The following is a 24,661-nucleotide window of genomic DNA, read 5'->3' on the forward strand; positions in this document are numbered from 1 at the left end:
GGAACGAGAAAGTTTCCGGATCCGCACGCCGTTATGTGTACGTTCGGTCAGTGTCTCAACGACCCACCCGACTGCACCCCCGGAGCATGATGTATCTGCGTTTCGTCGACCACCAACTCGCCCCCTCAACCGACTTCGACGCGCGCGCCAGCGACATCTACTCGCGCACCCGTTCGCTCCCCGAGGGGATGCCGATCCTTCTTGACGATCGGTGGCGGCCGGTTGAGCCGTGGTTGACGTACTTCCGGATCGTCGCAGCGTCGACAGACCCGGCGACGCTGCGCGCGTACGCATACGACGCCAGGCGGTTTGCGTCGTTCCTCGCCACGCGACAGACCGACGTGATCCATGCGTCGAGCGACGACATCGTCGCGTTCCGCGAATGGCGGCTGAGCGGCTCCGAGCGCCCGGTGTCGCCGGCGACGTGGCGACGCGACGTGGTCGTGATACGCGGGATCTATCAGCTGCTCACTCAGACCGGGCAGATCCAGCGCGAACCGTGGATCACCATCGGAAGGTCGTCGCCGCTCCGGATGCGTTGGAGGAGCGAGCCCGACATTCGGCCGCTGACGCAGGCGCAGTGGCGCACGTTCCTCGACGTCGGTCTCGGCGGACGAACCGCCGCGGGCGATCTGGACGAGAGTTGGCGGGGCACAACGAGCCTGCGTTCAAAGGCGGGCGCGCAGCTGGCCGTGACGACGGGGATGCGCCTCGGTGAGTTCTCCACACTGCTCGACGCTGAAGTCCCGCCGCCGACGGGCACCGGCATCTCCGTCTTGCTCGAGGCGTGCGCGAAGTACCAGAAGCGTCGACGCGTCCACGTCCCCCTCACGACGCTTCGGGCGGTCGATCTCTACCGGCAGACGGAGCGCCGAGCGGTCGTCCGCGCGTCAGCTGCCTCCCTCTGGCGACGCCGCTCCGAGCTGTTCGTCGTCGACGAGATCGACGTGTCGGCAGGCATCCTGCGAGGCCGGGTGAATGGGCGGCGATCGAGATGGCGGCTGCACCAGCTGCCTCCGCACCTGCGACGAATTGCCGTCATCGAGCGGGACCACGGGATGGAGGCGCTGGGGCTGTTCGTCGGTCGAGGCGGTTTGCCGATCAGCCGCAGGCAATGGCACGCGACGTTCGAGGCTGCAAGCGGGCGTGCTCTGAGGCTCGCTCAGGACGAGATGGGCGGTCGCCGTGCACGGATCACTCCGCACGATCTGCGCCACACTTTCGCTGTCGTGCTCCTGAAATCGCTGACCGATGTGGCGCTGGCCCGCGAGGCGGAGCGACGGGCAGGCAACGTGGGACCAGCCACGATCTCCGAGCACATCGCCATCAACCCGCGACTTACAGTGCAGCGGCTGCTGGGGCACTCGAACCCGGCGACGACCATGGTCTACCTGCGCTACATCGAGGACACCGATGCGCTCATCCAGGACGTATTCGAGAGCTGGAGCGACGAGGGCATGACATACGCGGACGCAGTCCTCGCTGATCGGAACGTCGCGTGACGAACATCGACCTCACCCCGCGGCAGATGCTGTTCGTTCTTCCGACCGCGAACGTCGATGGAACACTCGCCCCGCTCGACTTCGCACACCCCGTCCTTGCGGCTGAGCTCGCGGACGCGCTGATCGACATGCGTCGAGCCATGGGTCACACCGACGGCACCGCGTATCAGTACCGCCGGGCGCTGATGAGCCTTCTGCGCGGTCTACCTGACGCTTGCCCGCGAACTGTGAGTCTCGCAACGCCGGGACTCGCCCTCATCGACGCGTTGCACGCGTGGGAATCCGCGTTGGCCGGCAACTACCCGCCAGAGAGCGCGATCCCGTACAAGTACGGCAGACAGATCCGCGCTCTCGTCCGCGTCCACGCAGCGAACGGTCGTGACGTCAGCGACGCCACGCTCCGTTGGGCGCAGGCGCACGTGCTGCACCAGGGCGGCGACTCCACGCCGCTCGATGAGTTCTCGAACGCGGAGCGACTCGCGATTCGCAACGCCTGCCGCGCCCGAATCCGCGAATTGGAGGCTCGTCTGGCAGTCGGACGTCGGCTGCTCGCCAGCGCAGACGATCCCCGAAGCACAGGGTGGGAACGAAGCGCCGATGTCCTGTGGGGCATTCGCCATCTCGGACGACGTCCCGGAGCATCGATCGAGGCTGATGTCCTCCGCGCGTGCGCATCGGGTGTGCTCGACGACCTCCACGACGACTTCGCGCTCGAACAGTCACCGGTCCGCGCCAATGCCGGCCGGATCACGCGACGACTACTGACCCACCTCTATCCGTCCAGCGAGGACCTCGTTGCGTTTCGCACACTCCTGCAGTTGGAGAGTGGTGCGGCGCCGGAAGAGTGGTCGGACGTTCGACTCACAGACATCGAGCACACGACAGACTCGGTCCGCGTACGGCTCCACAAGGCGCGAGCCCACCGAACTCGAACCGTGCGATGCGCGATCACCGGGTCTCGCGATGGCACCGGGTGGAGAGCAGGGGATCTCATACTTCGCCTGATCGCTGTCACCGAGGCAGCTCGGGAGGAGGCAAAGGAGGTGGGCGGCTCCGACGCGGACGCCTTGTTCATCACCGTGCAGCGCACCGCGTCCAGGCATCTCGTCGCGCGCCAGGAGTCATTCTCGCGCCGCCCCTTCACGTCGCTTCTGATGGCGATCTCGCCCGAGATATCAAAGCCATACGATTCCCGCCGGCTACGCAAGACAGTGAAGAGTGTTCGTGCAGCAGTGCTCCGCAGCGCTGACGCCGCGGCGGGAGACGACCACAGCATCGCTGTCTACCAACGCCATTACGCGCAGTCGACAACCGTGCATGTTCTGGCCGGCAACGCAGTCAACGCGGCGCAGAGTCAGGTGTTCGATCGAGTACGAGGGCCGGTCTTCGTTCGTGCTGCGGCCAGCACCGTCGACGACGCAGCAGGCGACCTGGGTGCTGCCGCAGCCGCCGAGTTGGCCTCGAGCGCCACTGACCAGGGAATCAACGTGACTCAGTGCACGTCACCGTACGAATCGCCCTTCACGCCGGCGGGGCGGCTCTGCGAGCATCGGCCATCGATGTGCTTCGCGTGCCCGAACGCGATCGTGTTCGCAGATCACCTGCCGCGAGTCCTCGCGTACCGAGAGATTCTCCGCGGTCACGAGAACGAGATGCCCCCGGCCCAGTTCGCGGCGGTACACGGTCAGCAGTTGGTCAACGTCGAACGCATCCTCCACGAGTTCTCCCCGACGGAGATCGAGAACGCGCGGACGGCGTGCGAGACCGCCTCTGTCCATGTGCCGCTCACCCAGAGAGGAGTCCACCTGTGAGCGTCGATCGCGAGTACTCTGCCGAGCCGGTGTCGCTGTTCGCGAGCGACTACTGGGCGAGCGACACGGCGGTCATCTCAGATCGACACCTCGAACATGACTTCCCCATCCCCTTCTTCGGAGATGAGGATCGCTGGGACCTCAGCGCCCTGGGGTGGAACCCTGCTGCGGGCCGCCATTCCGCGGTGCTGTTGTTCGACTCGTTCATCGGTGAGTGGAACCTTCGTGCTCGCGAACTCGCAATGGCACTTCTCAACCCTGTGCATCCCGTGCTGCGCGGGCAGATGATCTATCTGCGAGCAACGCCCGCCCATGTGAAGACGATCCGTTCCAAGCTCGAGGGCCTGAAGCGGTTCGCCGCGTGGTACGCCGACAACCTCCCTGACACTCCACTCCGTGATCTCCATCAGTCGCACCTCGACGGCTTCCTCACTGAGGTCAAGACGATGGGGATCCCCTCCAGAACGCGACAAGCAGTCGATGCTGTTCGCGAACTGCACACCTACGCGGCAGTCCTCTCTGGCGGAGGCATCCCATTCCGTCCATGGGGAGATCTCCACACGATCGCGCTCAGCGGGCAGAAGTCCAGCGCCGAGCTGAGCACGCCGGTGATTCCACCGCAGGTGTGGTGGCCGCTCCTGCGGGCGTGTTGGCAGTACATCAACGTGTTCTCGCACGACATCTTTGCGGCCGCCGCGGAATGGTCGGCGCTCGACCGCCCCAAAGCCGAGCGCGTGAAGGTACGACACCCCGAGGACACGCTCGCGCGATGGATCGTAACGCCCGGAAATCGGGTGCCCCTGCATCGGATGACGTACGGCAGATTCCGCGAGGGCGAGATCCACTGGACACTTCTTTCCTTGCTCGTCTCCGATGGGCACAGCAAGCAGATGTTCTCCGAGTTGGACCGTCCTGACGTCCTCCGCCGACGTCAGGACATCGTCGACGCGATCGGCTCCGGCACGCTCGCGACCGCGCGCGGTGGGCTCGCCACAAAAGCGACGGCGATCGAACGCGCCGATGGATCCGTCGGTCCGTGGATCGACGGATTCGACCCGGCGACGATCCGAGTCCAACTGAAGCTCCTCCGCAACGCGTGCTACGTCTTCTGCGCGGCTCTCACGATGATGCGCGACTCGGAACTGCTGAGCATCAAGAAGGGAGCGCTCACCACTTCGTACGGGGCGCCCGCCGTCACCTCCCAGCTCCGGAAGGGTCGGCGTGGGACCCAGCGACGCAACTGGTGGATCATCGAACCCGTTGCGCAAGCAATCGCCGTCGCGGAACGACTTGCTCTCGGCGACGACGTCTTCAGCTCTGTTCGACGTGAACATCGAGCGCACGACGGAGCAGGTCGGTTCGATCGTCACAGCGAGCTGAAGCAGTTCATCTCTCAGCTCAATGGTCAATCCGCGGATGCCGGTCTCGAACCGATCCCCGCGTTCCAGCTTGCACCGCACATGTTCCGGCGGACGATGGCCGTGATCACCGCGCAACAGCCAGACGGCGAGATCGCCCTCGGCATCCAGCTCAAGCACGCAGCGCGACGCGCCGTCGCGAACGGCACGACCTCCGGGTACGCGAGCGAGACGCCGGAGTGGGCCGCGGAGTTCGAGCATGAGCTTCAGGAAGCTGTCGCGTCACGGTTGGTCGGCGCCTGGTCTTCTCACCAAGACCACGAGATGAGGCTCGCAGGCGCAGGCGCACAGCGCTTCCGAGACGAGCTCGAGAAGGTCGAGGCCGTCGCAAGCAACGAGGTCAAAGTCGGCGACGAGCGCACACTGCGCGCACTCCTGCGCGATCGCTTCAGCACGCTCCGATGGGGAACCGTCAACCACTGCCTCGGCATCCCTGAGCAGGCGGCGTGCTTGAAGGGGCTGCCCGCCGAAGCGGCCGCAGGAGGCGTCATGCCTAATCGCTGCCAACCCACCGCCTGCGGCAATTCCGTCGTCACCGAGGAGCACGCGCCGATCTGGATCGCGGAGGAACGCGACCTCGTCGCGAAGCTGCGCGACCGAAAGATGGCACCACACAATCGCGAACAACTCGAGACAGAACTTGAAGACGTTCGCCGTATCACGAGGAAGTTCACGGATGCCTGAGATCTCTGCCGCGACCGAACGCCGACTGCGCGACGCGATGGAGCGCCTGCTCACCGGCGCGGCGATCCGCACCGACGGACGCCTCATCAAGGAGAACCTCTATCGCGAAGCTGGCGTCAGCCGCGCCACCATGAACCGTGCGACTGCGGTCATGGATGAGTGGGCACGTCGCGTCGACGGGTCCCAGCCGCGAGATCGTGAGATCGAGTCGTTGCGAAGCTCGCTGGCCGATCGTGCAGCCCAGATCAAACAGCTCCGCGAGCGAGTGAGCAGCCTCGAAGCACAGCTGACGATCGCCGCGACCGCCATCGCCGAGCTGCACGTCGAGAACCAGTTGCTGCGTGGCGATGACCCGAGCCACAACGTCACTCCGATGAAGCGCCCGAACGCGGACTCACGCCGGGGATGACGGGCGCTGCTGCTGCTCGTGTCATCGCCACTTCGGAGGTCGGGTGTACGTGGTCGCGCCGACGGTGAAGCTCTCGGGCAGAAGAGCCTGGCGGATCTTGTCGCGACCGATCTGCGACGACGCGGGCATCAGCTGCTTGAGTTCGCTCGAGAACCGCTTGGGTGGGAAGGCGGCGCCGATGAACATGTGCGGGCGGAATTGTTTGGCCGCCCTGACCGCGGGCGCAAGATCGCTGTCGGCGCTGATGATCAGTGCCGAGTCCATCGCGTTCGCAGCGGCGTCGCCCACAAGAGCAACGGCGATGTTGACGTCGGTCTCCTTCTCCTCGTGCACCGTACGCGTTGCGCGACAGTTGAAGCACGTCACGGTCTTCGCTTGATATCGGCCCTGCGTGACGCTGAAGACGTTGGTGTGACGCGCAGCGACGGCTGCCTGATGGTAGGCCTGACGACTGGCCGCGCCCGCATCGCCCAGCACAGGTGCGGTGAAGTACTTCACCGCGACGATGTGGCTGCGTGGGCGCAGGCTCTGCGCGAGTGCGACGAAGTCGATCCAGAGCGTCGAGCGTCCGAACTTGTCGTGCATGCCGTGATAGAAGTTGAAGCCGTCGATGTAGACGATGAGGCGCTCGTGCGGCGGTCCAGGAACGGGTGAGGCTGACAACAGACGACTCCAAATCGGTGCACGAGGTGATCACCTTCCTACCAGCGATCGTGTGTATAGTGTGGATACACCCCGCCCGGTTGTTCATCCCAACCGTGGCCCGACGCCCTCCCTCGTGGAGGGCGTCTTTGTGTCCGAGCCGGGTTGTCGAGCCATCGAGATTGCCATACAGATTAGGCCTTACTGCAGAGGCCTACTCGTGACGCTTGATGGGTGCCTTCCCCCGCGACCTCGCCTGATGCGTGGGACCACTACGCTCGCGAGCTCGGCCAGAACATCCAGCGGGAACGAGCGCGTGTCGGATACAGCCAGGACCGTGTGGCGTACGAGTCCAACCTGAGCCGCTACACGTACCAGAAGCTCGAGAAGGGTGAGTCGAAGCCCGGAACTCCCGCGAATCCGACCGTCAAGACTCTGCTGGCGGTAGCTCAGGTGCTCGACGTTCAGCTCACCGACCTCTTGCCCAGCGTGACGCCCGACCTCACGATCCGCTGAGGCACTTCGGCGTTGCGGGTGACAGCCCGCGACTACCAGGAGAGGCCTAATCTGTATGGCATTCTGCACTGTATGGGCGCTGCGGAACTCAACCAGGAGTCGTTCGTCATGGCGGTGGAAGATCCCTACCTCACCGCCCTGATCGGAACGATCGAGGAGCCCGCCGGATCCAGCACCGCAGCCCAAGCCGGCAGGCTGACGATCGCATGGTGGGACACACATGGCACTGGGCCGTCGTGCGCCGAACTCTTGAACGCGATGTTCACGAGCATCGCGTGGGACGACGTCATCGAAGACCCGGGACGGACACTCCTCGAACGCCGTGAACAGACCGAGCTCATCCAGCGCTGGCTGATCAGCTACTGGACCCGACTGGGCGCGATCGCCTTCATCCCCGGACACGACGACGTCGTACGGCCGGGACGAATCTATCCCGAGCCGGAGACTGACTGATCCATCACCGCCTGATAGGTTGGCCGGTTCTACGTCGAGGAGGAAGCATGCGCGAGATCTCAATCGCAGGCCGTACGGTCACGGTCTCGCTCGTCGCGACCACGCACGGCGAGGATGGCGATATCCAGCGCTACCTCGTCGAGGTGTCGGGCTCGGACGCCGCGACCCACCTCTCGATTCTCCGCATGACCAGCGCAGTCGATGCACGCGCAATGGCGTCGGCGATCGAGACCGAGCTCCTGCTCGACTATCCGGGCAGTCGTGACGACGGAGTCCTCCGCGATCCGAGCGTTCGCGCCTGGCGCGACGAGCATCGGACCGCAATCGAGGCCGCTCTCGGTCAGCTGCGTGACGAGATCGCTGGGATGCCGCCGGAGCCGGTCAGCGACCTCGAACGAACGCTGCTTCGCGCCTTCGAGATGGATCCCGACGCCCCGGATCCTGGCGATGCGTGAGTACCCCTGGTTCGACTTCGACCAAGTCGACTTCGTGACCTCTGACACCCACTTCAGTCATGCCCGCATCAGCGAGCTCGCCGACCGTCCCTTCTCAACCGTCGCGGAGATGGATGCCGCGCTGATTGGCCGGTGGAACGACGTTGTCGCTCCTGACTCCGTCGTGCTGCACCTGGGAGATCTCGCGCTCGGAGCGATCGCTGAATCCCTTCCGCTCACCGCACACCTGCACGGACGCCGACTCCTCGTCCCCGGCAACCACGATCGTGTCTCGCCCGCGACGCAGTCGAAACGGGCGATCGAGCGATTCCTGCCCATGTACGAAGCGGCGGGCTGGGAGATCCTCCCAGAGGTCGTCGAGGGCACCCGCCGCGGGTACCGGATCATCGCTTCGCACTACCCCTACGCCGGCGACAGCCAGGAACAGGATCGACACACTTCGCATCGCCCGCGCTGGGACGACGGCATCCCGCTCATCCACGGGCACACCCACGCACGGGACCATGGCCCGAATGGGCATCAGTTCCACGTCGGCGTCGACGCCCACGACTTCTCACCAGTCCCGTTCAGCGTGATCGACGGCTGGATCCTGAGCCTGCCGGGAATCGAGACTCGGCTGCAGACAGCGGTCCGCGAGGCTCGAGAGGTCCTCGCCGACCTGGACGATACGCCCCCACTCAACATGGACTTGATGTTCTTCATGCAGGCGTACGACGAAATTCACATGCACCTCGAAGAGCTGCTGGCGGCCGTTGACGAAGTCGGGCACCTTAATGGCGACGAGGGCAAGGGGTCCCGATAGGATCGGCCATACCCGGATAAATCCGGTTCAATCCGCATGGGGGCGTGAATGTCCGAGCCGTGGCTCTCTGCCGACGACATCGCTGAGCACTTGGGCGTGACCAAGGACACGATCTACGCCTGGATCTCCGACAAGGGGATGCCGGCGCACAAGGTCGGGCGTCTGTGGAAGTTCCAGGCGAGCGAGGTCGACGACTGGGTACGCAGAGGGGACGCAGGATCTCCGGACTGACCCAGTCGGCCGCGATGTCGGCGGCACGACGTATCCTGATCGACTTGCCATTTTCCAGGGGAGGAACCACGTGGACGCACCTGCGGTGACGCTGGCATCGCTGCGCGCCGGGCAACGCCTGCGCGGTGTCCTGCCCGGGCAGCCGGTGACACTCGTCGGCGTGACACCGCTGGACGACGCGCTCGTCGAGATCTTCTTCCGCGATGACTCGGGTCGGACCGGCGAACGCACCATCACCGAGCTCGATGCCGGCAAGCTCGAACTAGTCACGGAGCTGGGTAACGCGCCCGCGTTCGACGGCGACCCTGATGAGTTCCGCCTCGCGGCCGAGGCGCTCCGCATCAAGTACGCCGCGCTCTACGACCCGATGGCGGCGGTGAATAGCTCGGACGTCGATCCGTTGCCGCATCAGATCCGCGCAGTGTACGAGGAACTCCTCCCGCGAATCCCGCTGCGGTTCCTCCTCGCTGATGACCCCGGCGCGGGCAAGACGATCATGGCCGGCCTCTACCTCAAGGAGCTCATCCTCCGCGCCGACTGCGAACGAGCGCTCATCGTCGCGCCCGGCGGCCTCGTGGAGCAGTGGCGGGAAGAGCTGTCGCAGAAATTCGACCTCTCGTTCGAGATCTTCAACCGTCAGATGGTCGACGACGCGCAGGGCCGCAATGTGTTCGACGAGCACCCGTTCCTCATCGCACGGATGGACCAACTCTCCCGCAGCGATGACCTGATCGAGCAGCTCTCCGACGTCACCTGGGACGCTGTCGTCGTCGATGAGGCGCATCGCATGTCCGCGCACTACTCGTCATGGGCGGGTCAAGTCGACGAGACGAAGCGGTTCCGGCTGGGGCGGCTGCTCGCCGAGACCGCGCACAACTTCCTCCTCATGACCGCGACCCCGCACGCAGGCAAGGAAGAAGACTTCCAGCTGTTCATGTCCTTGCTGGACCGCGACCGGTTCGAGGGCCAGTTCCGCGCCGGCGTGCACCGCACTGACACGCGCGGCCTGATGCGGCGCATGGTGAAGGAAGAGCTCCTCACCTTCGAGGGCAAGCCTCTGTTCCCCGAGCGTCGCGCGTACACGGTCGAGTACGAGCTGAGCGACCCCGAGCGTGAGCTATATGAGCTGGTGACCGGCTACGTGCGCACCGAGATGGGTCGTGCGGAACGGCTCGCGCAGGCGGGCGACAAGAAGCGCGGCAACAACGTGGGGTTCGCGCTCACCGTGCTGCAGCGACGCCTCGCCTCAAGTCCGGAGGCGATCCTCCGATCGCTCGAGCGACGCCAAGTGCGACTCGAGACCCGTCTGCGGGAATGGCAGCGCGCGACCGACGAGGCCCGCTACAGCACCTCCATGACTGCGTCTATTGACGAGTGGTCAACCGGCCGCGTCGCACTCGACTTCGAGGACGCCTCCGCTTCGGCGCCAAGCTTCAACCCCGACGAGTTCGATGACCTCGATGAAGAAATCTCCGAAGAAGAACGAGCACAGTTCGAGGCCCGTGTCGACCAGGTGGTCGACCTTGCCACTGCGGCCGAGTCGATCGGTGAACTCCGCGCTGAGATCGCGATCCTCGAAGACCTCATCCGCGTCGCGCGCCGCGTCCGGTTGCTGGATGACGACAAGAAGTGGGTGGAGCTGCGCACGATCCTCGACGACCAGCTAGCCGAGGTTCTGCAAACGCACTCGCCTGTGAACATGCGCGTGCGCGCGGTTTCAGTCTACTCCCATCTGTGGACGGTGACCTTGCCGACTGTGCGGCCGTTCTCGACCAACTCGTGCGCCTCGCGGAGTGTGGTCGGTGAGATCGGCGCGAGTGTCGTTGTGGCCGTGGTGCGGATGCGGCCCTGATCTACAAGGTCAGCGACAGTGTTCAGGAGCTGGTGCTGTTCAATCATGTCCGGGGTCTGCCTGAGCGGGCGGGTGAACATCAGTTCCCAGTGCCAAGCGATGCTCTTGCCCTTGAGCGGGAACACGTCGCGCGGACCGTCGTCAATGGCGACAATATGCCCGAACGCTCGAACGCTCGAACGATCCGCGCATAGGTTTCGATCTGCCCCGCGGAATGCGCGGTGAACAGCCAGTCCACGCCATCCTGCGCGACGGCGAGCACCTGCTCAGCCAGGTCGTCGCGGTGGTTCACCACATGCTCCGCGCCCAGGTTGCGCACCCAGGCGGAGCGTTCATCGTCGGAGGCGGTGGCGATCACGGTGACGTTCGGCAGGAGCGCGTCGGCCAGTGCCAGCATGATCGATCCGACTCCGCCGGTCGCGCCGATCACCAGCAGGGTGCCGGTCGAGTCCTCGGTAAGGGCGAGCCGCTCGAACAGGGTCTCCCAGGCGGTGATCGCCGTCAGCGGCAGCGCAGCAGCGTCGGCAAACGACAGCACCTGCGGCTTGCGCCCCGTAATCCGCTCATCCACAACATGCAGGCGCTGGTTCGTACCTGGCCGGTCGATGCTGCCCGCGTAGTACACCTCGTCACCCGGAGCGAACAGCGTCACCGCTGAGCCGACCTCGCGCACCGTACCGGCGGCGTCGAAGCCGAGCACCTTGAACCCGTTCGCAGGAGCGCCTTCCCGCAGTTTCACATCGACCGGGTTCACCGAGACCGCCTCGACCTCGACCAACAAGTCATGCGGTCCAAGTTCGGGCACCTCGACCTCGCGGGCGGTCAGCGCCTCGGGGTCGGTGGCGGGGAGGTTCTTCTCGTATCCGATCGCAGTCGTAGCCGTCATGCCAATTATGGTTCCCCAGACCTACTGGTTACCGTCAAGGCAACCTAGTACCCATCGGATACCATGAACGTATGAGTCAGACCGTGGATGAGTGCGACCGGAACGACGTGTACGCGGCCATGTGTCCGTGCCGCGACATGCTCGACCTGCTCGCCAACAAGTGGAGCGCCCTGGCCATCGGTGCGCTCGAAGACGGGCCGCAACGCAACGGGCAACTCAAACGACGCTTGGAAGGCGTCAGCCCCAAGGTGCTGTCCCAGACCCTCAAGCGTCTCGAAGACCACGGCCTGCTCACTCGCACCGTCTACCCCGAGGTTCCCGCTCGCGTGGAGTACGAACTTACTGACCTCGGACACAGCGCAGCCGCCCCGTTGAAGCATCTGCGCGACTGGGTTGAACACAACGTCGGAACCGACCAGTAGCGACCCCCTCGGCGCTACATCGAGCCAGGAGTCCCGGCCTCCGCGTAATACCGCGTCAACACAGACGAGGCGTCGCGGTCGCCGTCACCGGACACGACAGAGTTCAGCAGGTACCGGTACCCGTCACCGGTCGTCATCACCCTAATTGATAACGTCACACCTAGAAGGTGCGAAGTAACCGACGCGCGAGCACAGGAGCGCTTCTGTCATTTCGAAGGCGAGACTTCGCGCGATTGGGATTCGCCGGGCCATCCTTCTTCTCTTTCGTCGAACGTCACCGCAACACCGTGTCGCTGGGGTTCGTGAAATCTTCTTCCGGAAGCGAAACCCAGGTACTGCGCCATGAGGAACTCGCCGCAGCGATGCACAGGCGTTCGACAGTTCGGTCGCACGAACCGATCGTTTGTTAACGGACGGCACTGTACGTCGATCGAAAGTCGCGCCGACACCCCCTGCGAATTCGCGTCGCGGGATAGTTTGCCAGGATCCGGCGATCAGCGTGGTGCGCATCAAGGAGGTGCGCAGCGGCCTCAGCACGAGGAGCCTGCCCGCGAGGCCGACCACCCCGCCCCTAGGAACGGTAGGAGTGCGACGTCGGGGCGAGCTGGGGGCCACCCCCCGAGACCGAAAGTAGCACCGCAGCGACGATAAGCGCCACGCCAACCAGGGTGGTCGTCAGCTCCCCGACCAACGAACCGATCCATCCGCGTTCCTGGAGGTCTCGGAACATCCTTATGCTCAGCCCGAACGTTCCGTTCGAGCTGCGAACCGATCGTCTCGATGCGTCGTGGCAGACGCCTCAGCTGTCCACCGATGACCTGGAGTTGCACGCGGCCGTCGGCGAACATCTCCCTTGAGTCCATCGCCAGACGTATGAAATGAGGAGTTCGAGCAAGGGCCCGATCGACCAAGTCGTAGTCGGCAACGAGCTGGCACAGCGTTCCCTCGAGTGACACGAAGGAAACGACTGGCGTTCTCCTCCGCTGTTGGGGACGTCGGGTCGGCTGAAATAATGGCCGGGACGATACGGTGGCGAGTCAGAGCGCCGTGATCCACCGCGCGATCTCGTCAGCGATCTCGTCGCTATTGTCTTCGACCATCAGCGAGTGGCCGTTCCCAGCGAGAAGAGGCAGTTCGGACGACCAGAAGGTGACGGCGGCGCCCTGATCGGTGAGCCAGGCCACGATGTCCTGATCCAGCTGCGAGGGGTGGTCGGTATCGGCTCCACCCGTGAAGACGAGAATCGGCTTGTTCGTGAACGCGTCGGTCGGCCCGATCCTCATTTGGCTCCCACCGATGTTCTGACGCTGATAAAGCATCCGGGCCGGGATCGGCCGAAGGGTGCGGCGGAACACCTCGATGCACTCGCGGGGGAACCGCCGGCTGGGTCCGATGGCCTTGTCGTTCACGAAGGCGCTTGTGGGTTCCCAGAAACCCATCTTCGGGATGGTCCAGTCGATGGCCGCTCCACGGATGGAGACCTCCTGGTCGGACTCCCTCACGATCTCGGGCACCGCCTGTATATTTCCAGGCGGGCCCGGAGCGACGGCTACGAGCCCGTCGATGAGATCGCCATGCGTCTCTAGGAGGCGGAAGCCAATCGGACCTGCCATCGAGTGCACGACCAGCACGACGTTCCGGCCGAGACCAGAGAGGAACACGCCCATCCCTCGGCACACGCTCTCATAGTCCAGCCGCGCAGACGCCGCACGATCATCGACGTGTTGGGCCGCCTCATAGGACAACCCCAGCCAGTCCACCACCAGCACACCGTAGCCATGCGATACGAATCGTGCCGCCCAGCCCTGTCGGCCGTCGGGCGTCTCGAGATAGTACTCGTTCGAGGCACCACCCCCGTGCACGAGGACGATCCACCGAGCAGGCGCACCCGACGGCGCCAGTTCGGTGTACGAGATCGGCGCGACGTCGTCTGGGCGTGAAATCGAATCCATAGCTTCCCCAGGCCTGTTAGGCAATGACGGCGTCGAGGGCCCGTGCGAGCCTCTCCGGATGCGTGAGCATCACCAAATGGCTTCCGTCGATCTCGATCGTGCGCGGACTATCAAGCCGCCCGGCCGCGGCCTGGTAGATCTCAGCGGGAACGGCCTGGTCCTGAGCGAGGAACACATAACTTGACGGGATGCTGCTCGCCCAGAACCGGTCGAGGCGGATCGGCTCATCGGACCAGCCTGCCGGCGCTGGGACGAGCCTCGGCTCGAGCGCGGCGAGCTGCTGCTGCTCGAACGGGGACATGTCCTGCATAGACGCGGCCCAGAGCTCAGGCGGCATGACGATGGTGTTGTCGTCGGACTGACTCGCAAGCGCCTTCGTCGCTGCGACCAACGGATCGGGGAGCACGTCGTTAATGGTCTCGCCGTCGCGCAGCACCCAGGCGTCGACGAAGACGACCCGGCCGATGCGCTCGGGCATCGCCTCAGCGACGAGTTGGATGAGCGGACCTCCGCCGCTATGACCGACGAGCACGATGTCGAGCTGGGTGAGCTCTCTTACCTGATCGATCAGATCGCGCGCCATCATGCTCATCGTGACGCCGGAGCGGTCCACGTCACCGTCTTCGAGACCGCGCAGCGTCGGCGCGATCACCTCGTGCCCCATTCTGCGCAATTCGTCGGCGACGCCGTCCCACACCCAGCCGCCTACCCATCCGCCGTGCACCAGTACGATCTGCATTGATCATCCTCTTCGCATATTTATCTGCTGAGCAGAACTTGTTCCTAACTAGAAGACACAATAGCTTGCGCGGCGCCAACAGTCCAGCATGGCTCGAGCTCTCTTCAGAACGCGCCGAACGACCCCTGCACCAGGTCGCAGGGGAAAGAGACGACGAGCCTTCAGGAGGTCAGGTCGGCCAGACGTACGGCTGCCTCATCGAGGAGTGCGACGAGGGTCTTCACCTTGCGGGGAGGCAAGCGGAACACCGGGGCAGATGCGTTGATCGCCAACCGCAGCCCGCTCGCCGAGGGAACGGCCACGGCCACCGAGGCCACGCCCTCCTCGCTCTCCTCCCGGTTCGTTGCATAGCCCTGCTTCGCGACAAGATCCAGTTGTGCGAGGAGCTCGGTCTTGGTACGGATCGACTGCGGAGTCACCTGTGAGAGTTGCTCGTCGGGGTAGAGACGGTCCAATTGTTCTCGCGGGAGCTGCGCCAGGAGAACCTTTCCCGTGGAGGTGCAATGGGCCGGCATCTCCTTGCCCAACCGTGAAGCGACTCGCACCGCCGTCGTCGGTTCCGCGACCGGGGTCGTGCCCGACGTGAACCAGATCCAGCTCAGCCCCGACATCGCCCGTACCGTTCCTCGACGCGCGCACGAGGTGCTCGGTATCGTGACCGAGAGCTGGAGCCCGCTCGGCCGCGGGCCCGAGCTGCGGGAGAACCCGACGATCGTGCAGATCGCGGCGGACGTCGGACGAACGGCGGCACAGGTGGTGCTCCGCTGGCACGTGCAGCAGGGCCTCGTGCCGGTGCCGAGATCGTCAGACCCCAAACGCCTGGTCGAGAACCTCTCGGTCTTCGACTTCCGCCTTAGCACCGACCAGATGGCCACGCTTGCGTCCCTCGACAACGGCGAAGCCGCCGCGCGGGACTCTGACCTGCCCGAGAACGGTCATTAGTCCACCAAGAACACCAAAATCGTCACCGATCTGGTAAATTCAGCGCGCTCTGGAGACGCAGCAGAACGCCTCGCGCGGCTCCTGGACATTCGACTACACGCAGGACCGGCTCTCCGCCATCATGCGCTGCACACACGACCGCTGCCTCGAGACCGCCGACGAATACGGCTCGCCAGGCTTGCCCGGTGGACTTCGGCGACTGCGCGAAGCAACTGACCGGCGGCGAAGGTGATGGCTCGAACGTAGGCGCGATCTGCCTTGCTCGCCTCACCTTCGGCTCGCTCGACAGCCGCGTCCAAACCATCGCGAAGTCGCGTGCACTGCAGATGGCGGCGAGGGAGAGAGTAAGTTCTGCAGTGTGCCCGATCGGGAACAGGGGGTGGGCTTTAGTACCCCTGCCCGAATTCGCGAAGTCTGGGCCACAGATCGCCGCCGACGACGCCGAAGACCCCTACGTCCGCCAGCATGCCGCCGAAGCCCTGCTTGAGATCAACGAAGACCGGAAAGTCAACGGCCGCTACCTCGCCGTCAAGACCCGACAGAACCTCGCCCGCCTCACCGACTTCGCCGAACACACCCGTCGGTTTCCCTGCCTCTTCCGCCTCGATCAACGCCACCTGTGCACCCCTATCAGCGGGAGCGAGGGTCTCGGGAAGCTTCTCAAGCCGACGGGCAACTCGCTCGGCAGTGCTTGCGAATCGGCGGTACGGACGACCCAACTGTTCGCTCGTGTTGGGGTCCTGGCCGTGCCCCATGAGACGGCGGAGCTGCTCCTCGCTGACCTCACCACCGGGTTCGACGGCGCCAGAAATGTACGCGAGACCCGATCCGAGCCATGAGCCCGGCGGCGTGCTGTTCAGTCGTTCAGCCGGTGGAGCCAGTAGCCGGGTTCGCGGCGCTCGTGGGCGTAGGCGAGGATCAGGATCGTGTCCGGCTCCACCGTGTAGACGATGCGGTACGGGTATCCGCGAACGGCCTTGCTGCGGATCACGGTGCCATCGTCAGCGGTCGTGAATGGTGGGGCGGCGTTCGGCCATTGGTCGAGGTCTTTCCGGGCTTGCCTTGCTCGGTCGATGAGCGCAAGGCCGATCCCTGGCTCCTGGTCTTCGTACCAGCGCACGGCGGCGTCGAACTCCGCGACGGCCTCGGGGTGCTCTCGCTGGGCCAAGGTCATGCGGTGAGCAAGGCGCGCAAACGCTCGTAGTGCTCGTCGGCATCCACCAGATCGACCGCACCCTCACGCACCTCGGCCAGTCGCCGGGTAGCCTCGGCACGCCAGGCTGCATCGACCTCGCTCTCGTCGTCTGCATCATGGAGGCTTTCGAGCAGGGCGTTAGCGACGACCGCGCGCTGATCGGCGTCGAGCGCGAGGCCGTCTCGGATCAGAGTTGCGGTGTCGGGTGTCATGTATTCAAGTGTACGTCGAACGGCCGACAATCGCGCTGGGCGTCTGTGGCTCGGGTTGCGGGGCTGCTGTGAACGTCACGCCGACGCGACGTGCTGCTGATGCTCATAGGCCGCGTGCTGGCCCGTCATGTCGCGGGTCGTTGCGCCGCGGGTCGCGTTCGGTCGGCTCGCGGAGTTGCCGTTCGCGTTCGGCGAGTGCTTGCTGCCTTGCTTCGTGCTCGGCGCGGGTGGTTTCGATCCGTGCGGCGGCGTCGCGGATCGGTAGCGCGCGGAGGTAGTCGGCCTCGGCTCGGAGCGCGGTGGCTTGCTGGTGCGCCTGTCCTGCTTGCTGTGCTGGGTTCGGCAGTCGCATCCCGACCCGGTGGCGCATCACCGCCTGCGGCCCGTACTCGCTGACCAGCAACGCCCGGCGTTCCTGCTCGTGCCGCTGCCGCAACTCGTCACGGTCGGCTCGCGCGGCCTCGACGTGCTGGGCGGCGTCGATCACGCGGGGATCGGCCTCGGCGCGACGCTCGGCCTGTCGTGCCGCCCACTCGGGCAGGGTGTCGGTGGTGCGGGGTGGTTCGCCCCATGTTTCGCGCACCCGTGCCCGAACCGTCCGGGTGTGCTCGCTCGTCTGGCGGTGCTCCGCGCGGGCCTTGCGCCTGCCGAGCCTGCCGACGGTGGCGAGTCGGCTGCTTGCGGCGGCCTCGCGCTCGACAGCATCGAGATAGGTGGTGCCGTCTGCCTCGGCCTGCACCGTCAACGGTTCCGCGATTTCGGCACGGATGCGCGCCGCCTCGTCCTCGGCGTGGCGGAGCACGTCGGCGTGCTCGTCGTCCTCGGTCTTGTGTGTTGCGCGCTGGGCGTCGAACCTGGCAGCGGTCTGCTCCCAGCGTTCCGCCGCACGTTCGGCTCGTTCGGCTTCGGCGGTGAGGCGGGCGAGTTCTTCGGTGATGAGCTGCACGGGGCCATCGCTGACGAGGCCTTGCACGGCGTCGATGGCTTGGGCGGTGGCGTGGTCGAGGCCACGGTCTGCCGGGTCGCGTTCCATCGCCTCAACGAACCGCGCCCGCGCATCCGCCATATCAGCGGCGACGACGTGGAGTTGGTTCTGTTGGCGGCCTCTCGTCATGCCGACGTAGACGCCTGCCGCGCTCGTCGCCTCCGACAAGGCCGTGTGGGAGGCATCGACGGTTGCGCCTTGGACGCCGTAGGCGGTCGCGGCATACGACAGGTGCGCCCACTCGCTCACGTACTCGGCGGGGAGGGCGACGGTGCGGCTGTGCTTGCCTCCGCCGCTGACTTCGCGGGCGTAGACGCTGCCCTCGTCGGTCACATGCTGCACGATCCATTGCTGCCGGTTTGCCACGCCGAGGTCGCTGCTGTTCTTCCGGGTCTGGATCAGGTCGCCAGCGCCGATGCTCAGCCCGTCGCTGCCGGTCGTCGTCATAGTGTCGTCGACCTCGCCGCGCTCGACCCGCCCGGCGCGGATGTGCTCGTTCAGCTCGGTGGCCTCGTCGTTGGTGGCGACGGTGATCGCTTCGCCGTCGTGGGCGTGGGCGGTGATGTGCTCGCGGGCCGCTTCCTCGTCGGCATGCAAGGTCACGAGGCCCATCGTGGCGAGTCGGTCGAACACGTCGCCGGGGTGCTCCCGGTCACGCATGACCAACGTCAACGCCGCATACTCGGCATCGGTGAACCTGTGGAGTTCGGTCATGTCGTAGGTACGGCCACGAATCTGGGCGGCCATGTCGAGCACCCCGCCGCGCCCGACCGCCGGGAGCTGCGCCCGGTCGCCCACGAACGCGACCGACGCGCCTGCCTCGGCGGTGACGGTCAGCAGAGCGAGGGCGGTGTCCTGGTCGAGCATCCCCGCTTCGTCCACGATCACCCGCTCACCCCGCGACAGCACGGCGTCGTTTGGTGGGCCGGTGTAGATGTTCCCGGTTGCAGGGTCGGTGTCGCCGGGTGCGAGGCGTGTCCATACGCCGTCCTCGTTCCACCGCCACCCATGCGCATACACGAGCGCCGCGACGGAGGTTGCGGGCACGCCGAGTTCTTCGTGGGCGACCTGCGCCGCACGCAACGTCGGCGCAACCACCCGCGAGGATCGCCCGTGCTCGGCTGCAACCTCGATGGCGACGCCGAGCATGGTGGTCTTGCCTGCGCCCGCCGCGCCCTCGACAATCACGAGCGGGTTGGTCGAGGCGACGGCAGCGGCGGCCACGGTCTGCCCGGTGTCGAGTCCGGCGGCTTGCGCAGCGTCGGTCACGTCGGGGTGCTTCGGCTCCCGTTCCGGCGTCGCGGCGGTGAGTTGGTCGCGGAGTGCGGTCTCGGCGGCGACGACGCCAAGGCTGGTGAGGTGGGCGACGTGCTCGGGTTGCACCATGCCCGGCGGCAGCACCGAGAAACAATCCGAGGCGGCGAGTCCGGTGGCGAGGTCGATGAACTCGCGCAACTCCGCCGGGGTCGCTTGCACGCCTGCCTCGGTGGTGATGCGGGTGACGTGCTCTCGCACGGTGTGCGGTGTCCAGGTCGATGCAGCCGCCGCGCAGCGATCCAGCGCACGACTGGCGACCTGTTGCACGCTGAGGTCATCCAGCGATGCCGGCGCAACGGTGTCGGGGTGCTGCAAGCTCTCGGGGTGGTAGCCGGCGTCTCGGAGTTCCTGCTGCCACCACTGCTCGTTCTTCAAGTCCGCCGGTTTCTTGCCGGGCCGCTGGAACGCCCACGCCGCGTCCTGCATCCGAGCGGTCAACACCGGGCCGGGCGTCTCGCCGGGATGCTTCGCTTGCCACTCGGCCTCCATGCGTTCCAGGTTGCGTCTGATCTGCGCCGACCGCTTCGACATGACGGCGTTGAACGGCTCCAACTCCACAACCTCACCGCTTACGGGGTCGAGGGTCAGGCCATGCTCGGAGAGCGTGGCGGCGAGCTGGGGGTGCGCGGCGATCACCGCCGTACCGAGAGCACGGATCGCGCCCTGCTGCTGGAACAACGCCGCCGTGGTCAGCGCCCGCCACTTCCCGCCCGCCCACACCCTCGTGCCAATCTGGAAATGGATATGCCGGTGCGGATCACCCGCACGACTCGTCTTGTGCGTGATCGCGACGGTCTGCATGTGCTCGACCGGCAGCACCTCCTGCGCGCCGCGCGGCCCCGCCAACGTGACCGAATGCTGACCAAGGAAGTGCTGAATCTCCCGCGCCGCATCCCGCTGCGTCGCGTCCAACGCCTCGGACACGTCCGGGTGGAGTGCGGCGGCGACCGACAGGCTCTTCGGCGCGTTGATCGTCATCTCCGCGAACAACGGCGACCCCCGACGCACCTTGCCCGGCTTGCGCGGGGTACCCATCGACTCCCCGGTGTCCGGGTTCACCCAATCGACCCAGGCTTCGTACTCATCCGCCGACAGCGACCGAGCAGCGGTGACCTCGCCGGTCGCGTCGATCACGGCGTACTCGGCCACGGCCTGGTCTGCGCCGAGGTAGTACTCGTCAGCGCGGGAGCGGTCGGCCTCGACATAGGCGCGCGCGGCAGCACCGCTGCCGTGGAACAGCTTCACTCCACCCTTCACTCTGGCCTCCCTCACGAGTCGTCTCGTGAGAGAGGTGCGCACTACGGCCCCGCCGTAAAATACGTGCCTCACTGAGATAGGGGGCAGATGACTGATGGAGCCGAGCGTCAGCGCGAGAGCGTCGCACAGAGTGTCGCTGGCAAGAGTTGGCGTCACAAAGTTCGAGGGAACTTTCGGAGTTCGGTTCGATGAAGTGACTAGTCTTCTCGGCGAACTTCGTGACCTGATTACTGCCCGATGAGTCTTCGGGCAGCGGTGACGACGGAGGCACGGCGGCGTGCGTGTTCGGCGTCGCTCTCGGCTCCGGTGATCATGCGGGCGACCTGCGGTACCGCTGACCACCATCCGGCGAGTGAGAGCACGAGGAACATCAGGTGGTCGGCGTCGAGGTCGCTCGTTACTGTGCCCTTGGCCTGTCCGTCGGTCATGGCGGCGACTTTGTATCCGTAGTATTCGCGCCGCTCGGCCTCGTCGGGTACTTCGGTGTCGAAGACGAGCCCTTCCCAGCGCATGAGCCTGCCGAGTTCGGGGTGCTCGCGGTGGTAGTCGTAGACGCGCCCGGCGTAGTCGCCCACGTCCTCGGTTGCGAATGATTCGACGGGCACGTCGCGGGCTACCTTCGCCAGTTCCTCGCGCAGTACGGTGGCGAAAAGTCTGTCCTTGCCCCCGAAGTGCGTGTAGACGCGCTCCTTGTTCACCCCGGCGGCCTTGGCGATGCGCTCGATGGTCGTGCCGTGCGGCCCGTGCGCGGCGAACTCGGCCACCGCCGCGTCGAGGATGCGGCGCTTCCTGCCCTCAACATCCCAGCCCATCGTTCCCACCTCCCGTCTCGTGCGGTAAACCCAACGCTCACGTTGCGTCTTCGCGGTTAGCCTACTACAGTCAAATCCAACGGAAACGTTGGATTTGGAGTGGTGGTGTCTGCGAACTCGACGGAACAGATAGCGGGAGCAGGCGAGGCGCGCGAGCACCCGGCAGGGAACGGCGTGGTCGTGCTGCTCGTGGTCACGGCGCTGCTGGTGCTCACGCAGTTGTACGCGGCAATCCCGCTGATCGCCCCGATCGGTGCGGAACTCGGCTCTGATGTGACGTTCGCGCTCTCGACGGTGTTCAGCGTGTGCTATGCGGTCGGGTTCCTGATCTGGGGGCCGTTGGCCGATCAGTACGGGCGGAAGCGGATCATGCTCATCGGCCTGGTGTATCTCACCGTCGCGACCATCGCCTGCGGCTTCGCCTCCACGGTGCCGATGCTTGCTGCGCTGCGCGGGGTGCAGGGGGTGATGGCGTCGAGTTTCGCGCCGGTTGCGCTCGCGTATCTGGCCGAAGCGACCCCGCTGAAGCGTCGGGCAACGGCGATCGGGGCCATGTCGACGGCATTCCTCGTTGCCGGGATCGCAGGCCAAGTACTCGCCTCCGCGCTCAGCCTGACGTTGGGCTGGCAGTGGGTGTTCATCCTCTCCGGCATCATGCTCGGCCTCGGCATGATCGGCGTCGCCGTGCTCGTCACCGAGCCGCACAGTCGCAGAGACGATGCGAGCCTGGTGCGTCGCTTCGCCGTAGTCGGGAGGGTCGCCACACGCCCCTCGGTGCTGCTACTGAGCCTCGCGCACCTAACGCTGCTGTTGTCGTTCGTCGGCATGTACACCGGCCTCGGCCCGCACCTGACCGACCTCTGCCTGGACTCATCGCAGGTGATCTGGCTCCGCCTCGTCGGGCTGCCGGGCATGTTCGCCTCCCTCTTCGCGGGCGCTATTGCGAAGCGTCTCGGCGGCGCGGGGGTTGCACGTGCCGGGTTCGCCCTCGCCGCGATTGGGCTGCTGATCGAAGCCGCACTCTCGGCATCCCTCGCGGGCACGGCGCTGGCGAGTCTCGTGTGAGTCACTGGGGTCGCGCTCGCGGTGCCCGCGATGATCACCCTGTTCGGCGAGACCGCCGCCCCGAACCGGGCCGGTGGGATGGCGCTCAACGGATTCGTGCTGTTCCTCGGTGCCAGCGTCGGCCCACTCACTGCCTACCTGGGCTTGGACTTCCCGATCCTGCTCGTCAGTCTCGCCGCGCTCATGGTGCTCGCCGTCGCCAGCCTCACCGGGTTCGCCCGACTCACCCGCACGCCCGCTTCGGAGGTACCTGTATGACTCGCATCCTGATTCTCGGCGCGACCGGGCGCACCGGAGCCGCCATCCTCGCTCATCTCCCCGCAGGCATCGAGGCGACCGCTGCGCTGCGCGATCCGGCAGACACCACGCGGCTCGCCAAGACTGCTGCATCGCTGACCTCCACGGTCGTGAACATCGCTGAGAACGCCAGTCTCACGCAAGCAATGCACGGCATCGACGTCGTCATGAACGCGATCCGACTGCGTGAGGACATCGCCCCGACCGAACTCGTGGCCGTACATGATCGACTCATCGAGGCAAGCACCAAGGCCAACGGCGCTCCGGCCCGGATCGTCACGGTCGGCGGAGCAGGAGCACTCCGACTCCCTGGAGACAGACGGTTCTGGCAAGACCCCCGGTTCCCAGAACCCACACTGCCGCGCGGGAGAGCACACGCCATGCTGCGCGACCACCTCGAAGCGGGCAACGCAGGATCAGAATGGGCGTATCTGATCCCGCCGCCCGTCTACGAACCGGAGGGGCCGACGACAGCACGCTGGGAACGAGTCTCCCCTTCCACAGACGAGACTGCGTTCACCCGACAAGCGATCAGTTATGCCGACTTCGGAGCGGCAGTCGCGGAGACTTCCACCAAGGACGACACTCGCACGCAACTCATCGCATGGCCCAGTGAACTGACAGAAAAGCACCCGATGAGTGGATAGGCGCATCTCCCCGCCGTTGTCGGCTCGGACACGGACGACGCATCGACCTGTGGGCCTGGCGGCGTACAACGTTGTCCGGCTCGTTGTGATCCGTGACGGCACGGCCATCGTGTTCAGCGAGTTCGGACAGCAACCCGTCAGCTTTGGCGACGCGGTGCTGCTGGGGCCGAGCGTGCTGTTCGGCGTCGAACCCGAGGGGCGGGTCACCTATACGACGGTCTACATCGACACCGACATGGCGCTGGATCAGTTCTTCTGGCAACACTCCGCGATCTTGCACGACCGCCTCGACGCCCACGACTTCGCGGGAAAGGTGTACACCGAACCTGCCCAGGTACTGCACCTGGGCCGGGATCGAGCCGGGCGGTTGTTGCCGTGGCTGGACGAGCTGGTCGCCCTCACCGTCGAGGGCAAGTACCTGGAACGGTTCCATCGGATGCAGGCGCTCTGGTTCCTCATCACCGATGTGATCGCGCCGTGCATCCGCGTCTCGACGGTGCGGCTGACCCGGCTGCAACGTGCCCGCGCTCGCCCGTTCTCCGCTCGAAGTCGGGTGCCTGAACCGTTGCGTCGTGAGGCGATGCTGGTGCGCGACGCGCTGCACAGCCGGATCACGCACCCGTGGACGCTCGCGGAACTGGCAGCCCTGGTGCGGCTCTCTCCGAAGCACCTGGTGCGCGTGTTCACGGACACGTTCGGGAAGACCCCGACCGCCTACCTGGTGATGCTCCGCGTGCAAGAGATGGCGCGGCTCCTACGCGAGACGAACATCACCGTCACCGCCACCGGGCAGCGGGTGGGGTGGCGGAGCCGGTCGCGCGCGGTAGAAGCATCCACAGCGCACACCGGAGTGACACCGAGCCGCTACCGAGACATGCGCCCGCTCATGACCGACCTCCCATGACCGAGCCGGTCGCGCTGCCCGGCAAAGTGCCGGAGTGACCGGGAAACGCCCGGCCTGCTCGTCTCCTGCTTCGCCGCGACCGCCGGTGCTTGGTAGGCCGGTTCTTCCCCCTGGTTGCTCGGGGGTGGTCAGAGAAGGGAGGTCGTCATGTCGCTGCTACTCGAACGCCCGGCGACCACGCCGACCGGTCATGAGCCTACAAGGACGCCGCAGTCGCCGCACCCCGCGATAGTGCAGCCGGTCGAGCCGTGGAG

At 65.8% G+C, this 24,661-nt stretch carries 26 protein-coding genes and 2 pseudogenes; 17 read left to right on the top strand and 11 right to left on the bottom strand.

Translation table 11 applies throughout. The features are described from left to right. Positions 1–86: 86 nt before the first annotated feature. Genes AB0269_RS07870 through AB0269_RS07885 form a run of 4 tightly spaced genes read left to right on the top strand, consistent with a single transcriptional unit; the run spans position 87 to position 5,824 of the window. Positions 87–1,502 (top strand): tyrosine-type recombinase/integrase, encoded by a 1,416-nt coding sequence (locus tag AB0269_RS07870; RefSeq protein WP_195692253.1) that lies wholly within the window; start codon positions 87–89, stop codon positions 1,500–1,502. Then, positions 1,499–3,313, top strand: a complete 1,815-nt coding sequence (locus AB0269_RS07875; RefSeq protein ID WP_195692254.1) for a hypothetical protein — start codon at positions 1,499–1,501, stop codon at positions 3,311–3,313. Before AB0269_RS07870 ends, AB0269_RS07875 begins: the two co-directional genes overlap by 4 nt. After that, the gene (locus tag AB0269_RS07880) at positions 3,310–5,415 is read left to right on the top strand and encodes a hypothetical protein (protein WP_195692255.1); all 2,106 of its coding nucleotides are present in this window, start codon (positions 3,310–3,312) and stop codon (positions 5,413–5,415) included. Before AB0269_RS07875 ends, AB0269_RS07880 begins: the two co-directional genes overlap by 4 nt. Further along, positions 5,408–5,824 (top strand): hypothetical protein, encoded by a 417-nt coding sequence (locus AB0269_RS07885; RefSeq protein ID WP_195692256.1) that lies wholly within the window; start codon positions 5,408–5,410, stop codon positions 5,822–5,824. Before AB0269_RS07880 ends, AB0269_RS07885 begins: the two co-directional genes overlap by 8 nt. A gap of 21 nt (positions 5,825–5,845) precedes the next feature. Here the strand turns inward: AB0269_RS07885 and AB0269_RS07890 are convergent, their stop codons facing one another. Then, entirely contained in the window at positions 5,846–6,487 is a 642-nt protein-coding gene (locus tag AB0269_RS07890) for an NYN domain-containing protein (RefSeq protein ID WP_036295197.1), read from the bottom strand. Positions 6,488–6,700: 213 nt separating this feature from the next. Between AB0269_RS07890 and AB0269_RS07895 the strand changes: the two genes are divergently transcribed. The 6 genes from AB0269_RS07895 (at position 6,701) to AB0269_RS07920 (ending at position 10,775) form a co-directional block, all read left to right on the top strand. Beyond that, a complete protein-coding gene (locus AB0269_RS07895) occupies positions 6,701–6,982 on the top strand; it encodes a helix-turn-helix domain-containing protein (RefSeq protein WP_036295200.1) in 282 nt (93 codons plus the stop codon). An 18-nt stretch (positions 6,983–7,000) separates the two neighbouring features. After that, positions 7,001–7,435: a hypothetical protein gene (locus AB0269_RS07900; protein WP_292873472.1), complete on the top strand. Its 435-nt coding sequence runs from the start codon at positions 7,001–7,003 to the stop codon at positions 7,433–7,435. 47 nt (positions 7,436–7,482) lie between these two features. After that, complete coding sequence (locus AB0269_RS07905) at positions 7,483–7,890, top strand: hypothetical protein (protein ID WP_195692258.1); 408 nt, start codon at positions 7,483–7,485, stop codon at positions 7,888–7,890. Next, complete coding sequence (locus tag AB0269_RS07910; RefSeq protein WP_195692259.1) at positions 7,883–8,692, top strand: hypothetical protein; 810 nt, start codon at positions 7,883–7,885, stop codon at positions 8,690–8,692. The genes AB0269_RS07905 and AB0269_RS07910 overlap by 8 nt, the downstream gene beginning before the upstream one ends. 48 nt (positions 8,693–8,740) lie before the next feature. After that, complete coding sequence (locus AB0269_RS07915) at positions 8,741–8,923, top strand: helix-turn-helix domain-containing protein (RefSeq protein WP_036294314.1); 183 nt, start codon at positions 8,741–8,743, stop codon at positions 8,921–8,923. A 367-nt stretch (positions 8,924–9,290) separates the two neighbouring features. Next, positions 9,291–10,775, top strand: a complete 1,485-nt coding sequence (locus AB0269_RS07920; protein WP_366211444.1) for a DEAD/DEAH box helicase — start codon at positions 9,291–9,293, stop codon at positions 10,773–10,775. Here AB0269_RS07920 and AB0269_RS07925 read toward each other — a convergent pair. Beyond that, positions 10,727–10,900 (bottom strand): annotated as a pseudogene (locus AB0269_RS07925) (zinc-binding alcohol dehydrogenase family protein); the annotation flags it as partial. The gene AB0269_RS07920 and the pseudogene AB0269_RS07925 sit on opposite strands and share 49 nt — an antisense overlap. Further along, entirely contained in the window at positions 10,855–11,661 is an 807-nt protein-coding gene (locus tag AB0269_RS07930) for a zinc-binding dehydrogenase (protein WP_366210689.1), read from the bottom strand. The gene AB0269_RS07930 and the pseudogene AB0269_RS07925, both read right to left, overlap by 46 nt. 71 nt (positions 11,662–11,732) lie before the next feature. Here AB0269_RS07930 and AB0269_RS07935 point away from each other — a divergent pair, with 71 nt between their 5' ends. Then, positions 11,733–12,083, top strand: coding sequence for a helix-turn-helix domain-containing protein (locus AB0269_RS07935; RefSeq protein WP_024476679.1), 351 nt, complete (start codon positions 11,733–11,735; stop codon positions 12,081–12,083). Positions 12,084–13,120: 1,037 nt separating this feature from the next. Here AB0269_RS07935 and AB0269_RS07940 read toward each other — a convergent pair. From AB0269_RS07940 to AB0269_RS07950, 3 genes are all read right to left on the bottom strand, one after another. Then, positions 13,121–14,035 (bottom strand): alpha/beta fold hydrolase, encoded by a 915-nt coding sequence (locus AB0269_RS07940; RefSeq protein WP_005054941.1) that lies wholly within the window; start codon positions 14,033–14,035, stop codon positions 13,121–13,123. A gap of 16 nt (positions 14,036–14,051) precedes the next feature. After that, positions 14,052–14,774 carry an alpha/beta hydrolase gene (locus AB0269_RS07945; protein ID WP_005054944.1) on the bottom strand — a complete coding sequence of 241 codons (723 nt, stop codon included), beginning with the start codon at positions 14,772–14,774 and terminating at the stop codon, positions 14,052–14,054. A 161-nt stretch (positions 14,775–14,935) separates the two neighbouring features. Continuing rightward, complete coding sequence (locus tag AB0269_RS07950; RefSeq protein WP_084423838.1) at positions 14,936–15,385, bottom strand: IclR family transcriptional regulator C-terminal domain-containing protein; 450 nt, start codon at positions 15,383–15,385, stop codon at positions 14,936–14,938. Here AB0269_RS07950 and AB0269_RS07955 point away from each other — a divergent pair. Both AB0269_RS07955 and AB0269_RS07960 read left to right on the top strand, forming a co-directional pair. Next, positions 15,267–15,716 (top strand): aldo/keto reductase, encoded by a 450-nt coding sequence (locus AB0269_RS07955; RefSeq protein ID WP_024476682.1) that lies wholly within the window; start codon positions 15,267–15,269, stop codon positions 15,714–15,716. The genes AB0269_RS07950 and AB0269_RS07955 overlap by 119 nt on opposite strands. Before the next feature lie 46 nt (positions 15,717–15,762). Next, a pseudogene (locus tag AB0269_RS07960) lies at positions 15,763–15,894 on the top strand (hypothetical protein); the annotation flags it as partial. Positions 15,895–16,102: 208 nt separating this feature from the next. Here AB0269_RS07960 and AB0269_RS07965 read toward each other — a convergent pair. From AB0269_RS07965 to AB0269_RS07985, 5 genes are all read right to left on the bottom strand, one after another. Next, entirely contained in the window at positions 16,103–16,681 is a 579-nt protein-coding gene (locus AB0269_RS07965; RefSeq protein ID WP_174524654.1) for a relaxase domain-containing protein, read from the bottom strand. Next, complete coding sequence (locus AB0269_RS07970; RefSeq protein ID WP_024476684.1) at positions 16,573–16,890, bottom strand: type II toxin-antitoxin system RelE/ParE family toxin; 318 nt, start codon at positions 16,888–16,890, stop codon at positions 16,573–16,575. The genes AB0269_RS07965 and AB0269_RS07970 overlap by 109 nt, the downstream gene beginning before the upstream one ends. Next, entirely contained in the window at positions 16,887–17,123 is a 237-nt protein-coding gene (locus AB0269_RS07975) for an addiction module protein (RefSeq protein ID WP_024476685.1), read from the bottom strand. The genes AB0269_RS07970 and AB0269_RS07975 overlap by 4 nt, the downstream gene beginning before the upstream one ends. A 103-nt stretch (positions 17,124–17,226) precedes the next feature. After that, positions 17,227–20,670 carry a MobF family relaxase gene (mobF, locus tag AB0269_RS07980; protein WP_200951266.1) on the bottom strand — a complete coding sequence of 1,148 codons (3,444 nt, stop codon included), beginning with the start codon at positions 20,668–20,670 and terminating at the stop codon, positions 17,227–17,229. A gap of 239 nt (positions 20,671–20,909) precedes the next feature. Beyond that, a complete protein-coding gene (locus tag AB0269_RS07985; RefSeq protein WP_024476687.1) occupies positions 20,910–21,494 on the bottom strand; it encodes a TetR family transcriptional regulator in 585 nt (194 codons plus the stop codon). Positions 21,495–21,599: 105 nt separating this feature from the next. Here AB0269_RS07985 and AB0269_RS07990 point away from each other — a divergent pair, with 105 nt between their 5' ends. The 4 genes from AB0269_RS07990 to AB0269_RS08005 are packed head-to-tail and all read left to right on the top strand — an operon-like array spanning position 21,600 to position 24,407. Beyond that, positions 21,600–22,559: an MFS transporter gene (locus AB0269_RS07990; RefSeq protein ID WP_199732620.1), complete on the top strand. Its 960-nt coding sequence runs from the start codon at positions 21,600–21,602 to the stop codon at positions 22,557–22,559. Positions 22,560–22,589: 30 nt separating this feature from the next. Then, positions 22,590–22,817 (top strand): hypothetical protein, encoded by a 228-nt coding sequence (locus tag AB0269_RS07995; RefSeq protein ID WP_197425747.1) that lies wholly within the window; start codon positions 22,590–22,592, stop codon positions 22,815–22,817. Further along, positions 22,814–23,503, top strand: coding sequence for an NAD(P)H-binding protein (locus AB0269_RS08000; RefSeq protein ID WP_024476688.1), 690 nt, complete (start codon positions 22,814–22,816; stop codon positions 23,501–23,503). The genes AB0269_RS07995 and AB0269_RS08000 overlap by 4 nt, the downstream gene beginning before the upstream one ends. Positions 23,504–23,552: 49 nt before the next feature. Next, complete coding sequence (locus AB0269_RS08005; protein ID WP_024476689.1) at positions 23,553–24,407, top strand: AraC family transcriptional regulator; 855 nt, start codon at positions 23,553–23,555, stop codon at positions 24,405–24,407. The last annotated feature ends 254 nt before the right edge of the window (positions 24,408–24,661 follow it).

This window comes from Microbacterium sp. NPDC077644 (genome assembly GCF_040702785.1).
In the GTDB taxonomy this organism is placed as follows: domain Bacteria; phylum Actinomycetota; class Actinomycetes; order Actinomycetales; family Microbacteriaceae; genus Microbacterium.